This is a genomic window from Cognatundibacterium luofuense (assembly GCF_018139685.1).
In the GTDB taxonomy this organism is placed as follows: domain Bacteria; phylum Pseudomonadota; class Gammaproteobacteria; order Burkholderiales; family Burkholderiaceae_D; genus Undibacterium; species Undibacterium luofuense.
The window spans coordinates 274,672-288,109 of the sequence record NZ_JAGSPN010000001.1 but is presented as its reverse complement, the minus strand read 5'-3'; the positions used below and the strand labels follow the sequence as shown (position 1 = coordinate 288,109).

At 49.9% G+C, this 13,438-nt stretch carries 13 protein-coding genes, 4 tRNA genes and 1 riboswitch; of the genes, 3 read left to right on the top strand and 14 right to left on the bottom strand.

Translation table 11 applies throughout. The features are described 5' to 3' along the window. Positions 1-100: 100 nt before the first annotated feature. From rpoB to KDM89_RS01230, 13 genes are all read right to left on the bottom strand, one after another. Entirely contained in the window at positions 101-4,207 is a 4,107-nt protein-coding gene (rpoB, locus tag KDM89_RS01290; RefSeq protein ID WP_212686142.1) for a DNA-directed RNA polymerase subunit beta, read from the bottom strand. A gap of 222 nt (positions 4,208-4,429) precedes the next feature. Continuing rightward, on the bottom strand, positions 4,430-4,801 hold the full coding sequence (gene rplL, locus KDM89_RS01285) for a 50S ribosomal protein L7/L12 (protein ID WP_212686141.1): 372 nt from the start codon (positions 4,799-4,801) through the stop codon (positions 4,430-4,432). Positions 4,802-4,860: 59 nt separating this feature from the next. Then, positions 4,861-5,358, bottom strand: coding sequence for a 50S ribosomal protein L10 (rplJ, locus tag KDM89_RS01280; RefSeq protein WP_212686140.1), 498 nt, complete (start codon positions 5,356-5,358; stop codon positions 4,861-4,863). A gap of 280 nt (positions 5,359-5,638) precedes the next feature. Continuing rightward, positions 5,639-6,331 (bottom strand): 50S ribosomal protein L1, encoded by a 693-nt coding sequence (rplA, locus tag KDM89_RS01275; RefSeq protein ID WP_212686139.1) that lies wholly within the window; start codon positions 6,329-6,331, stop codon positions 5,639-5,641. Further along, a complete protein-coding gene (gene rplK / locus KDM89_RS01270) occupies positions 6,331-6,762 on the bottom strand; it encodes a 50S ribosomal protein L11 (RefSeq protein ID WP_189358979.1) in 432 nt (143 codons plus the stop codon). Before rplK ends, rplA begins: the two co-directional genes overlap by 1 nt. A 106-nt stretch (positions 6,763-6,868) precedes the next feature. After that, a complete protein-coding gene (gene nusG, locus KDM89_RS01265; protein ID WP_212686138.1) occupies positions 6,869-7,462 on the bottom strand; it encodes a transcription termination/antitermination protein NusG in 594 nt (197 codons plus the stop codon). Next, entirely contained in the window at positions 7,462-7,845 is a 384-nt protein-coding gene (gene secE / locus KDM89_RS01260) for a preprotein translocase subunit SecE (protein ID WP_212686137.1), read from the bottom strand. Before secE ends, nusG begins: the two co-directional genes overlap by 1 nt. A 36-nt stretch (positions 7,846-7,881) precedes the next feature. Then, a tRNA-Trp gene (locus KDM89_RS01255) sits at positions 7,882-7,957 on the bottom strand. Between the two features lie 63 nt (positions 7,958-8,020). Further along, positions 8,021-9,211 (bottom strand): elongation factor Tu, encoded by a 1,191-nt coding sequence (tuf, locus tag KDM89_RS01250; RefSeq protein ID WP_212686136.1) that lies wholly within the window; start codon positions 9,209-9,211, stop codon positions 8,021-8,023. Positions 9,212-9,286: 75 nt separating this feature from the next. Next, positions 9,287-9,361, bottom strand: a tRNA-Thr gene (locus KDM89_RS01245). 22 nt (positions 9,362-9,383) lie between these two features. After that, a tRNA-Gly gene (locus KDM89_RS01240) sits at positions 9,384-9,457 on the bottom strand. A 34-nt stretch (positions 9,458-9,491) separates the two neighbouring features. After that, positions 9,492-9,576, bottom strand: a tRNA-Tyr gene (locus KDM89_RS01235). A gap of 134 nt (positions 9,577-9,710) precedes the next feature. Continuing rightward, a complete protein-coding gene (locus KDM89_RS01230) occupies positions 9,711-10,499 on the bottom strand; it encodes an MgtC/SapB family protein (protein ID WP_329604595.1) in 789 nt (262 codons plus the stop codon). Between the two features lie 333 nt (positions 10,500-10,832). Beyond that, positions 10,833-10,936: riboswitch (yybP-ykoY riboswitch) on the top strand. A gap of 95 nt (positions 10,937-11,031) precedes the next feature. Here KDM89_RS01230 and KDM89_RS01225 point away from each other — a divergent pair. Genes KDM89_RS01225 through KDM89_RS01215 form a run of 3 tightly spaced genes read left to right on the top strand, consistent with a single transcriptional unit; the run spans position 11,032 to position 12,730 of the window. Further along, positions 11,032-11,601, top strand: a complete 570-nt coding sequence (locus KDM89_RS01225) for a TMEM165/GDT1 family protein (protein ID WP_212686135.1) — start codon at positions 11,032-11,034, stop codon at positions 11,599-11,601. A gap of 5 nt (positions 11,602-11,606) precedes the next feature. After that, positions 11,607-11,972: an arsenate reductase family protein gene (locus tag KDM89_RS01220; protein ID WP_212686134.1), complete on the top strand. Its 366-nt coding sequence runs from the start codon at positions 11,607-11,609 to the stop codon at positions 11,970-11,972. After that, complete coding sequence (locus tag KDM89_RS01215) at positions 11,969-12,730, top strand: hypothetical protein (protein ID WP_212686133.1); 762 nt, start codon at positions 11,969-11,971, stop codon at positions 12,728-12,730. Before KDM89_RS01220 ends, KDM89_RS01215 begins: the two co-directional genes overlap by 4 nt. Here the strand turns inward: KDM89_RS01215 and KDM89_RS01210 are convergent. Beyond that, positions 12,723-13,376 carry a LysE family transporter gene (locus KDM89_RS01210; protein ID WP_212686132.1) on the bottom strand — a complete coding sequence of 218 codons (654 nt, stop codon included), beginning with the start codon at positions 13,374-13,376 and terminating at the stop codon, positions 12,723-12,725. The genes KDM89_RS01215 and KDM89_RS01210 overlap by 8 nt on opposite strands. Positions 13,377-13,438 lie beyond the last annotated feature (62 nt).

Below are 13,438 nucleotides of genomic sequence, written 5' to 3'. Positions count from 1 at the left end.
AGGTTCGGGCATAGTCAATTACTGAGATACTGCAAATTCTTTTACTTCAGCGGCTGGTGAGCGCTTGTCAGTAAGCAAGCGCTCACAGCGAGTTCGCTGATCAGTCACGTTCCAGATCGATATCGATACCCAGAGAACGAATCTCTTTGACCAGAACGTTGAACGATTCCGGCATACCTGCATCGATCACGTGATCACCTTTTACCAGGTTTTCATAAACCTTAGTACGGCCATTCACGTCATCTGACTTCACGGTCAGCATCTCTTGCAATACATAAGATGCGCCGTATGCTTCCAGTGCCCAAACTTCCATCTCACCGAAACGCTGACCACCGAACTGTGCTTTACCGCCCAGTGGCTGCTGCGTGACCAGAGAGTAAGGACCGGTCGAGCGGGCATGCATTTTATCATCAACTAAGTGATGCAGCTTGAGAACATGCATGTAACCGACAGTTACGCGACGTTCAAATGCTTCACCGGTACGACCATCATACAGTGTTACCTGGTTTTTGGTCTCATTCATACCCAGATGGGCAGCAATGTGATCAGGGTATGCCAGGTTCAGCATACGACGGATTTCAGATTCATGCGCACCGTCGAACACAGGTGTTGCGAACGGAACACCGTTTTTCAGGTTGTTTGCCAGTTCCAGCACTTCACCGTCAGTCAGGCCTTCCAGATCTTCTTTCTTGCCGGACTCGTTATAAATCTTACCGAGGAAGCCGCGCAGTTCGTCAGCCTGTGATTTCGCTTTCAGCATTTCGCCGATACGAAGACCCAGACCTTTTGCCGCCCAGCCCAGATGCACTTCCAGAACCTGACCCACGTTCATACGGGACGGAACACCCAGCGGATTCAGTACGATGTCTGCCGGCGTACCGTCAGCCATGTATGGCATATCTTCGATAGGCACGATACGGGAAACCACACCCTTATTACCGTGACGACCCGCCATTTTGTCACCAGGCTGCAGACGGCGTTTTACCGCGAGGTAAACTTTAACCATCTTCTGAACGCCCGGAGGCAGTTCATCGCCCTGTGTCAGTTTGGTACGTTTCTCTTCAAACGCCAGATCGAACTGGTGACGTTTTTCAGCGATTGAATCTTTGATTGCTACCAGCGCATTCGCTGCTTCATCAGAAGCCAGACGAATATCAAACCACTGGTATTTATCAATGCTTGCCAGATATTCGCGTGTGATTTTGCTGCCTTTAGCCAGTTTGTTCGGGCCACCATCAGCAATCTTGTTCTCGAGCATACGCTCCAGACGTTCAAACGCGTCGCCTTCCACGATACGCAGCTGGTCATTCAGATCCAGACGGTAACGTTTCAGTTCGTCATCAATAATCTGCTGTGCACGTTTATCACGCTGAATACCTTCGCGGGTAAATACCTGAACGTCGATAACGGTACCCACCATGCCGGAAGGCACGCGCAGGGATGTATCTTTTACGTCAGATGCTTTTTCACCGAAAATTGCACGCAACAGTTTTTCTTCCGGTGTCAGCTGAGTTTCACCTTTTGGTGTGACTTTACCAACCAGTGTATCGCCGGCGGAAACTTCTGCACCGATGTAGACAATACCGGATTCATCCAGACGTGCCAGCTGATTTTCAGCCAGGTTGGAAATATCACGGGTGATTTCTTCAGGACCGAGCTTAGTATCACGTGCAACAACGGACAATTCTTCGATATGGATAGAAGTGTAACGGTCATCCGAAACAACTTTTTCCGAAATCAGGATCGAATCCTCGAAGTTATAACCATTCCATGGCATAAACGCGACCAGCATGTTCTGACCCAGCGCCAGTTCGCCCAGATCGGTCGAAGCGCCGTCAGCCAGTACGTCACCTTTGGCAACCACGTCGCCGACTTTCACGATAGGACGCTGGTTGATATTGGTGTTCTGGTTAGAACGTGTGTATTTGATCAGGTTATAGATGTCCACACCGACTTCACCAGCCTGTGCTTCTTCATCGTTGACACGAATCACGATACGGCCAGCATCAACGTAATCAACTTTACCGCCGCGCAGTGCCTGTACAGTTGTACCGGAGTCAACTGCGACAGTACGTTCGATACCAGTACCGACGAATGCTTTTTCAGGACGCAAGCAAGGAACTGCCTGACGTTGCATGTTGGCACCCATCAACGCACGGTTCGCGTCATCGTGCTCAAGGAAAGGAATCAGCGATGCCGCTACAGAAACAACCTGACCGGTAGCAACGTCCATGTACTGAACACGTTCCGGAGAAACCAGAATTGTTTCCCCTGCCTGACGGGAGGAAACCAGTTCGTCAATCAGCGTACCTTGCGCATCGATAGTCGCATTCGCCTGAGCGATCACATAACGACCTTCTTCAATCGCAGACAGGTATTCGATCTGATTGGTAATCTTCTTGTCGATCACCTTACGATAAGGCGTTTCGAGGAATCCGTATTCGTTCAGACGGGAATACAACGCCAGCGAGTTGATCAGACCAATGTTCGGACCCTCTGGTGTTTCAATCGGACATACGCGACCGTAGTGAGTCGGATGAACGTCACGTACTTCGAAGCCGGCACGTTCACGTGTCAGACCACCAGGACCCAGCGCAGAAATACGACGTTTATGGGTAATTTCAGACAATGGGTTAGTCTGATCCATAAACTGTGACAACTGCGAAGAACCGAAGAATTCACGGATAGCAGCAGAAATCGGTTTGGAATTGATCAGATCGTGCGGCATCAGGTTATCGGACTCAGCCTGACCCAGACGCTCTTTGACTGCACGTTCAACACGTACCAGACCGGCGCGGAATTGATTCTCAGCCAGCTCACCAACGCAACGTACACGACGGTTACCCAGATGGTCGATATCATCGACTTCGCCACGGCCATTGCGCAGCTCAACCAGGATTTTGATCACAGCCAGAATATCTTCGTTTGACAGTGTCATCGCACCTGTCAGTTCATCACGACCAATACGGCGGTTGAACTTCATACGGCCCACCGCGGACAGATCGTAACGGTCTTCACTGTAGAACAGACCATTGAACAGCGCTTCAACAGATTCCTCTGTTGGCGGTTCGCCAGGACGCATCATACGATAGATCGCTACACGCGCTGCAGTTTGATCCGCAGTATCGTCCATACGCAGTGTCTGGGAAATGTAAGCACCCTGGTCCAGATCATTTGTGTACAGAGTCTGAATATCACGAATGCCAGCGCGGCGCAGTGTACTCAGCAATTCCTCTGTCAGCTCATCGTTTGCACTTGCAACAACTTCACCTGTATCCGGATCAATGATGTTTTTTGCCAGTACACGACCGAGCAAATACTCTTCCGGTACAGAAATATGCTTCACGCCACCAGCTTCGATTTCACGTACATGCTTTGCATTGATACGTTTATCTTTGGCAACAATGACCTTACCAGCTTTATCCGCGATGTCAAAACGGGCAACTTCACCGCGCAGACGTTCAGCAACAAATTCCATTTCTGCGCCTTCGCTGTGCAGACTGAAATTATCGAAGTTGAAGAAGTTCGCAAGAATTTGCTCATTGTTCATGCCAATAGCACGGAGCAAAATTGTCACCGGCATCTTACGACGACGGTCAATACGGAAATACAGGATATCCTTCGGGTCAAACTCGAAGTCCAGCCAAGAACCACGGTAAGGAATAATACGCGCAGAGAACAACAGTTTGCCAGAGGAGTGCGTTTTACCGCGATCGTGCTCAAAGAACACGCCCGGAGAACGGTGCAACTGGGAAACAATAACGCGCTCTGTACCGTTGATCACAAACGAGCCGGTAGTCGTCATCAAAGGCAATTCGCCCATGTAGACTTCCTGCTCTTTCATTTCTTTAATCACTGGCTTGGTCGGCGATTCCTTATCCAGAATGACCAGACGTACTTTTGCACGCAATGGTGCAGCAAAAGTCAGACCACGCAACTGACATTCTTTCACGTCAAATGCAGGATCGCCCAGAACATAGGACAAGAACTCCAGACGGGCAAAGCCGTTGTGAGAAACGATAGGGAAAATCGATGTAAAGGCCGACTGCAGGCCTTCATTTCTTCTTTCTGCAAAAGCTCTGTCTTCTTGCAGAAAATTTTTGTAGGACTCGATTTGAGTCGCCAGCAGGAACGGTACGTTGTGAACGTTGGCGCGTTTCGCAAACGATTTACGAATACGCTTCTTCTCAGTAAATGAGTAGTGCATGGACACTCCGTGAGTGACAAGGAAGGATGGAGAATTCAGGATTCCTGACGCCTTGTGTCTTGCAGCGACAAAAAACCTCAAGTCTCAGCCCTTCGGGCTTATCAGAATTTAATGGTTCAAACAAAACAATACAAACGCCAAAGATGCCAAAGAGGAACCCTCTCTTTCAAGAGGATTCCTGCTTCGACACAGGCAGATCCGCAGATCTGCCGTAAAACGGAATTACTTGAGCTCTGCTTTCGCGCCAGCATCTTCCAGTTTTTTCTTAGCAGCTTCAGCGTCAGCTTTAGCGATGCCTTCTTTAACTGCTTTAGGTGCGCCGTCAACCAGATCTTTAGCTTCTTTCAAGCCCAGACCAGTGATTTCGCGAACTGCTTTAATAACGCCAACTTTGTTGGAGCCAGCTTCAGACAGAATTACTGTGAATTCTGTTTGTTCTTCAGCTGCTGCTGCAGGACCAGCTGCTGCAGGACCAGCTGCAACTGCTGCTGCGGAAACGCCGAATTTTTCTTCGAAAGCTTTTACCAGGTCGTTCAGGTCCATTACGGACATCGCGCCTACGGCTTCCAGGATATCGTCTTTGCTAATTGCCATTTGAAACTCCAATTAATTAATTACATTGATACGGTATTTGACGAAAACAAAAACTGCAATTAAGCAGCTTCTGCTTCTTTCTTCGCTGCCACAGCTGCCAGAGCGCGTGCAAATGCAGATACAGGTGCCTGCATCATGCCCACAACTTGCGCCAACAGTACTTCGCGGCTTGGGATACTTGCCAGTGCAACAACACCAGCTTTATCCAGCGATTTGCCTGCATAGTTACCTGCTTTAACAACCAGTTTGTCATTGCTTTTTGCAAAGTCGTTAACGACTTTCGCTGCAGCAACAGCATCATCCGAGATCGCATAGATCAGCGGACCGGTCATTTCAGAAGCGAGGCTTTCGAATGCAGTACCCTCAACAGCACGACGTGCGAGTGTGTTTTTCAACACGCGCATGTAAACGCCCTGAGCACGTGCGTTAGCACGCAGTTGCGTCAAATGACCGACCTGGATGCCACGATATTCAGCCACGACGATAGTCTGTGCAGTTGCTACTTTTGCAGAGACTTCAGCGACGACGGCCTTTTTGTCATTCAGATTGAGACTCACGGTCAACCTCCATTAATGATATTTGAACCATGCAGCAGGATGCTACAGAGCTCGCCTATCGTTTCGAACACGGCGTCCGAAGTTAGGAGTTTCACTGGGGAACCAGTAATCACTACAAAACTTGTTCGGGTACACCATCTGCGTTGGGTTTCTGTTAACCACCAGAGGTTTAACTGAATCTTTAGCAATTCAGCCCAACGGTCTTTGACACTCTGAATGCCCTGACGGCATTCAGCCCAAAGATGCGCCTGATCTTTTCAGATCAGGACTTGATTCTTTATTACGCCAGGCTAGCGTGATCCACACGTACGCCTGCACCCATCGTAGAAGACAGGGAGACTTTACGCAGGTACACACCTTTAGAAGACGCAGGTTTAGCTTTGTTCAGAGCATCGATCAGAGCAACCAGATTTGCCTTCAGGTCTGCATCGTTGAACGATTTACGACCGATAGTGGAGTGAATGATACCCGCTTTATCAGTACGGTACTGAACCTGACCAGCTTTTGCATTTTTAACTGCAGTAGCAACGTCCGGTGTTACTGTACCAACTTTTGGATTAGGCATCAGACCACGTGGACCCAGAACTTGGCCCAGTGTACCAACGATACGCATAGTATCAGGAGCAGCAATCACAACGTCAAACGGCATATCGCCAGCTTTAACGCGCTCTGCCAGATCTTCCATACCAACGATATCTGCACCAGCTGCTTTCGCTTCTTCTGCTTTTGCACCTTGTGCAAATACAGCAACGCGAACAGATTTACCTGTACCAGCTGGCAGAACAACCGCACCACGAACAACCTGGTCAGATTTCTTAGGATCTACGCCCAGTTGGACAGCAACGTCGATAGATTCATTGAATTTTGCAGTTGCGCACTCTTTAATCAGAGCAACAGCGTCGTCGAAAGCATATGCTTTAGTACGATCAATTTTACCTGCCAGCGCTTTTGCTTTTTTAGTCAACTTAGCCATTACAGTCCCTCCACCGTGATACCCATAGAACGGGCAGAACCAGCGATAGTACGGATAGCCGCTTCCATATCAGCTGCAGTCAGATCTTTTGCTTTTACTTTTGCGATTTCTTCAGCTTGCGCACGTGTGATCTTACCTACTTTATCAGTATGCGGCTTAGGAGAACCTTTAGTAATACCAGCAGCTTTTTTGATCATGTATGTTGCAGGAGGCGTCTTCATCACGAATGTGAAAGACTTGTCTGCAAATGCGGTGATCACAACTGGAATCGGCATACCTGGTTCCATACCTTGAGTCTGTGCATTGAATGCTTTACAGAACTCCATGATATTCAAACCACGTTGACCCAGAGCTGGACCGATTGGAGGGGATGGGTTTGCTTTACCTGCTGGCACTTGCAGCTTGATAAAGCCAATAATTTTCTTTGCCATGTTGGCTCCTCTTAAATTGAGTAATAACGCCCTTCTTTTGATATTTAAAAGACGGGCTCCTCGCGATTGTCAGTTTTGGCTTACGCCAGGCACTGACTGACCTTAATCAAACTTTTTCTACCTGAGCAAACTCAAGCTCAACTGGTGTTGCACGACCGAAAATCGTAACAGTGACCCGAATTTTTGATTTTTCGTAGTTCACTTCCTCGATCATGCCGTTGAAATCAGTGAATGGACCTTCTTTAATTCGAACAATCTCACCAACTTCGTACAGTACTTTTGGCCTTGGCTTCTCAACACCATCTTGCATTTGCTGCAAAATCTTATCAACTTCATGCATTGGAATCGGCGAAGGCTTGTTTGCTTTACCACCGATGAATCCTGTTACTTTGCTCGTGTTCTTCACCAAATGCCATGTATCGTCTGTCATTTCCATTTCAACGAATACATAACTAGGGAACAGTCTTCGTTCAGTAACCGCTTTACGTCCGTTACGAACTTCAATTACTTCTTCAGTGGGAACCAGAATACGACCAAATTTATCCTGCATTTCGGCACGTTCAATACGCTCAGTCAAAGCTCGCTGAACGCTTTTTTCCATGCCGGAGTAAGCGTGAACGGCGTACCATTTTTTTGCGCTTTTAGGCACAGACACCTCAGGCGCTGCACCTTGTTCGTTTTCCTGAATGTTTTCGCTCATTATTTTTTCCATCCGAGGATTACGTCATACAACAAAAACTCCAGGATCTTATCTGTTCCCCAGAGAAAAATTGCCATAATCAACACAAACCCGAAAACCACTGCAGTTATTTGCCCAGCTTCCTTACGTGAAGGCCAGACAACTTTCTTGGTTTCGCGTACAGATTCTTTACCAAACTCAATGATACCTGCACCAAGATCAGAGATTGCGATCAGACCGCCACCGACAATCAAACCTGCAACCAGTGCAGCCGCACGAATCCAGCCTGACTGACCTGCCAGCAGATAAAATCCAACGATACCAGCAACAACAGCAACAACCGCCAGAATGACTTTTACTTTGTCATTGGAGGTGCTTACCGTTTCAACGGATTGACTAGACATACTGTTTAAACTTTCGATGCGCCGCAGGCTAGACGGTGGCAGGGGCGGAGGGAATCGAACCCCCAGCCTACGGTTTTGGAGACCGTCGCTCTGCCAATTGAGCTACACCCCTGTACCTGAGAAACAACTTGACTTGATGTGGCGATCAGAACAGATCGCCACATTATAACCGATATTACTCGATAATTTTCGCTACAACGCCCGCACCAACGGTACGACCGCCTTCACGGATCGCGAAACGCAGACCTTCTTCCATAGCGATTGGGGAGATCAGTTTCACTGTGATGGAAACGTTATCACCTGGCATCACCATTTCTTTGTCTTTTGGCAGCTCGATCGCACCAGTCACGTCAGTTGTACGGAAGTAGAACTGTGGACGGTAGTTGTTGAAGAATGGTGTGTGACGACCGCCTTCATCTTTCGACAGAACGTAGATTTCGCCTGTGAAGTTGCTGTGTGGTTTGATAGAACCTGGTTTAGCCAGAACCTGACCACGCTCAACGTCTTCACGCTTAGTACCACGCAGCAGAACACCAACGTTGTCACCAGCTTGACCTTGGTCCAGCAGTTTGCGGAACATTTCAACGCCTGTGCAAGTTGTTTTTACTGTGTCTTTGATACCAACAATTTCGATCTCTTCGCCGACTTTGATGCTACCGCGCTCAACACGACCGGTAACAACAGTACCACGACCAGAGATGGAGAATACGTCTTCAACTGGCATCAAGAATGTGCCGTCGATTGCGCGTTCTGGTGTAGGGATGTAAGAATCCAGTGCCTCAGCCAGCTTGATGATTGCTTCTTCACCCAGCGCGCCTTTGTCGCCTTCCAGCGCCAGTTTAGCGGAACCACGAACGATCGGCAGATCGTCGCCTGGGAATTCGTATTTAGACAACAACTCACGAACTTCCATTTCAACCAGTTCCAGCAGCTCTTCATCATCCACCATGTCGCATTTGTTCAGGAATACGATGATGTATGGAACGCCAACCTGACGTGCCAGCAGGATATGCTCACGTGTTTGCGGCATAGGACCGTCTGCTGCGGAGCAAACCAGGATCGCGCCGTCCATCTGCGCCGCACCGGTAATCATGTTTTTAACGTAGTCAGCATGGCCTGGGCAGTCAACGTGCGCATAGTGGCGGTTTGCTGTTTCGTATTCTACGTGAGCAGTGTTAATGGTAATACCACGTGCTTTTTCTTCAGGAGCGGCATCGATCTCGTCGTATTTCTTTGCTTCGCCGCCGAATTTTGCGGACAGAACAGTTGCGATCGCTGCTGTCAGAGTAGTTTTACCGTGGTCAACGTGACCAATTGTACCGACGTTCACGTGCGGCTTGGTACGTTCAAACTTACCTTTTGCCATTTTGGACTCCTAACGATTTTTACGAGAATACTCAGGACGCGCCCGACGTTTTCAGACTAGATAACACCAGTTTTATGGTGCCCTTGACGTGGATTGAACACGTGGCCTCTCCCTTACCAAGGGAGTGCTCTACCACTGAGCTACAAGGGCAGCATGTTGACCATGTAAATACTGGAGCGGGTGAAGGGAATCGAACCCTCGTCTTAAGCTTGGAAGGCTTCAGCTCTACCATTGAGCTACACCCGCAGGGGCTACCACTTCAGCCGCAAATTCTTTATTCTGGTGGAGAGGGCTGGATTCGAACCAGCGTACTCAAAGAGGGCAGATTTACAGTCTGCTGCCATTAACCACTCGGCCACCTCTCCGCAGAAGAGCCCCGAATTGTAGAGATCATTTCAGGGTTTGTCAAGAACTTTTTCACCGAAGCGCTAAGTGTAGACTTTGACGCTTAAAACCAGAGGGCTGACGGATCAGCCTAGCTGTGAAAGGCGAGACTATATCAGTTTTTTGCGTGATTGAGTTGAAAAGATTCAACCCCGTTAAAACATCGGAATTCGTCCGCAAGCTTGCTGACCGGCATTGCGCTGTGACGATCTGCAGCAACCGCTACAAATCTCCATTCAATCTTACCATCCTGCATACTGACCGACAGGGTATTGCCTGCGACCTGATATCCACGCTGCTGTGCCAGCGCATGCAATGCCCGCTCCTCAGGCTGAAAGTCTTTAGCAAACCGGAGCATCACAGCGATAGCAGCCTGGGAAGGAAGCCACGTTTCCAGTTTGTGCACCCACACCATACAAGCTGCGCTGAGCCCCGCCAGCAAAATAGCCGCTGCATAAAATCCGATGCCGACCAGAATACCAATCGCCGATGAGGCCCAAACCGAAGCAGCCGTTGTCAACCCGCTGATCGTGAAGCCCTCTTTCATGATAACCCCGGCACCCAGAAAGCCAATGCCAGTCAAAATACCCTGAATCGTTCTCGAAGGGTCTGGAATCACTGTACCTGCAGCGCGGGCACCAAACCAGAAATCAGGATATCCGGCGATCACGACGACCGCTGCAGATGCCATACATACCAGACCATAGGTCCGCATCCCTGCAGCACGCCCATGATAGGAACGCTCATAGCCGACAACGAAACCAAGCAGCATCGCCCCGACGATATTAAGAAATATAATAAGATTCGCATGTAACTCCTGAGGAGACCAGAAGCTCAGAAAATGATTCATGTAAAAAGTGGTGTCCATGCCGGTCCGCAAAAAAATGTAATCAATGCCAAGCATAATGAGGCCTTCAGCATACAGCAACCATTAGAACTCATTTCATCAATAGCCACGAGTGCGAACGCGAGGTGCCGGGATGCAGTGCGCGGCGGCGTAGCAGGACAAATGGATTGCACCGCAATCCACCTGTGAAGCGACTTCCGCATATTTGCGGAAGGCTACACGCAGCTGCACAGGCTGGTGCCTGTGCAAGCGACGCAACAAAGCAATGCGCCCGGCACCTCCGCTCCCTAAGGGTTTGCCTCATAGCGCACGCCACCATGCGGGATTTGCGCGGTCGTACAGGAAAGCGAATTTTTTATGCGGCGTGTTCATTTCCCGTTATAATTCGGCCTCTCATTCAATGGGGAGTAGCCTGCCGCTTTGCGGGCGTTGCATCAACATACTTGGCAGCATGCCATGGTGCAACGGATAACAAGCATTCAAAATTGTTATTTGGCAAGACCACTGACTGAGCGTGTATTTCTTCCAGGGATGGGGTAATGCATGCTCGTCTGCTGGTTAACCTTACCCCGTCCCCCTGTTCATCATTATGGAAGCATTTCTGATCTCCGCCATGGCCGTCACCGTTGGTGAAATCGGCGACAAAACGCAGTTACTGGCTTTATTGCTGGCGGCGCGGTTTAAAAAACCTGTCCCTATTATTCTTGGCATTCTGGCCGCTACTCTGGCGAATCACGCACTGGCTGGCTGGCTGGGGCATTTCATTGCAGGCGCGATTCCCGCCGAATGGTTGCGTATTGCACTGGGTATTTCTTTCCTTGCAATTGCCGCTTGGACACTGAAACCAGATGATATGGAAGACACCGGCCTCTCCGAAAGTCGTTATGGCGTGTTTTTACTGACGTGCATTACCTTCTTTCTGGCAGAAATCGGCGACAAAACCCAGATCGCAACCGTCGCTCTGGCGGCACGTTTTCAGGACTTGCTTCCGGTGGTTGCCGGAACAACACTTGGCATGCTGATTGCGGATGTGCCTGCTGTGATTCTGGGGAAAACGGTCTCACCGCATTTTCCGTTTAAACTGGTGCGCTGGATCGCAGCCTCTGTATTTGCCATTCTCGGTCTGCTGGTTCTGAGCGGACTGCAACTTCCTTTTTAATTGCTATGACAATCACGATTTACCATAACCCGCGCTGCTCAAAATCGCGCGAAACACTGGCGCTGGCAGAAGCGATCGCCTCGAACCAACAACGTCAGCTGATCGTTGTGGAATATCTGAAACAGCCGCTGAATGAGGATGAGTTACGGCACTTATGGCAGCAAACAGGCGAGTCACTGGACGCATTTGTCCGCACCTCAGAAGAAGAGTTTGCAACAAATAATCTGAGCCTGGCCGATGCAGACAAAGTGTTCTCAGCAATGGCAGTGGCACCAAAACTGATGCAGCGTCCGGTTGTCGTCGTTGACGGACGTGCGGTGATTTGCCGTCCACCTGAAAAAATTCATTCCCTGTTTGCGGAGGCCGTATGAGCACACAACAACTCGGCGCGGGCAGTGTAGTCCGTTTCGGCTGCACAACCAGACAATTAAGTGCGATCCTGCAGCACGGTATTCCGGAGAATGAAGCCGGGATTCCGGTCGGAGAACTGATGGCTTACCACGCGGCAGCCATGGCTTTCTATCACGACACACTGGCATCGCATGCCGCGCATGAAGACTTACTGAAACAGTTTGCCGACTTTCTGCAAGCCAATCCGGGTAAAGTACCTTCTATGGATCTGACTCCGGCGGCGGAACTCGCCAGTCTGCCGGTGGTGATTGATATTCGTCTGGAAGAGGCCTGCAATGTGACCGCAGACACGCATTTTGTGCCGGATGGTTCAGCAGAACAAAGCTGGAAGCAATGGTTCAGTGTCCGCATACAACGCGAAGGTGGCATTCCGGCCAGCTGGATACAGGAAATCCGCTTCCCGCGTCTGATTGGTTTCCGTGAACTGGAACAAAAGCGCAGCAGTCGCGCAGCTGAACAAACCGCAGATGCAGCACTGATGGTGGGCGGGCTGATGCAGTACTGGCACAAAGATGCGCCGATGGGGCTGATGAAAGCGTTTTATCAGCAACACCGCCGCACCGGCTTCTCGCAATCACTGCCTGCCAGTGCGGACGGCTTACAAAAAATGCTGCAACTGGAAGCTGTACGTGATCCGGCAGCGTTGTTGCTGAATCAGATTTGCCTGTGGCAAGACTTGCTTGCCATGTGCGCGCGTCAGCGTATCAGCCTCAGCTGACCGCAGCTGTTGCCGGAGTGCGGCGTACGAACAACAGCGCCGCACCGATTGCCATCAGCAAACCGCCAAACACCTGATTCTGGCGACGCTGCCATGAAGGATCGCGCAGAAAGCGCTGCATGGCTGAAGCAGCCGCAGCGTAACTGTGCATCACAATCAGATCCACCGTACACATCGTCAGTGCCAGAATCAGCAATTGCGGCAACAGCGGATCAGACTGAGAAATAAACTGCGGCAATACAGCAACCATGAAAATAATTCCTTTCGGGTTGGTGGTATTGGTCAGGAAACCTGTCATGAAACGACGATTAATGCTCGGGATCTGCACAGCCCGCCCTGTTTCCGCATTCAGCGAAGGGCCGGCATCTGAGCGCCACTGAGACCAGCCCAGGTAAATCAGATAGCAGGCACCGACAACCTTAATGACATTAAAGGCGAGCGCAGACGCAATCAGCAGGGAGCCAACGCCGGCACCGGCAATGGCCAGTATCAGCAGCAAACCTGCCTGCAAGCCGAGAATCGTGACACTGGCGCGTTTCACGCCGTAATTAAGTCCATGCGACATGGATAAGACCGCGCCCGAACCGGGCGAAATCGCGATGACCCAGGCGGCCACCATAAATGCAAACCAGGTTGAAAAACTCATGATCTCTGTCTCTTTCTGAAAAGCCCGACGGCGTCAGTACCATACTGACCTTGTTGAGCTTA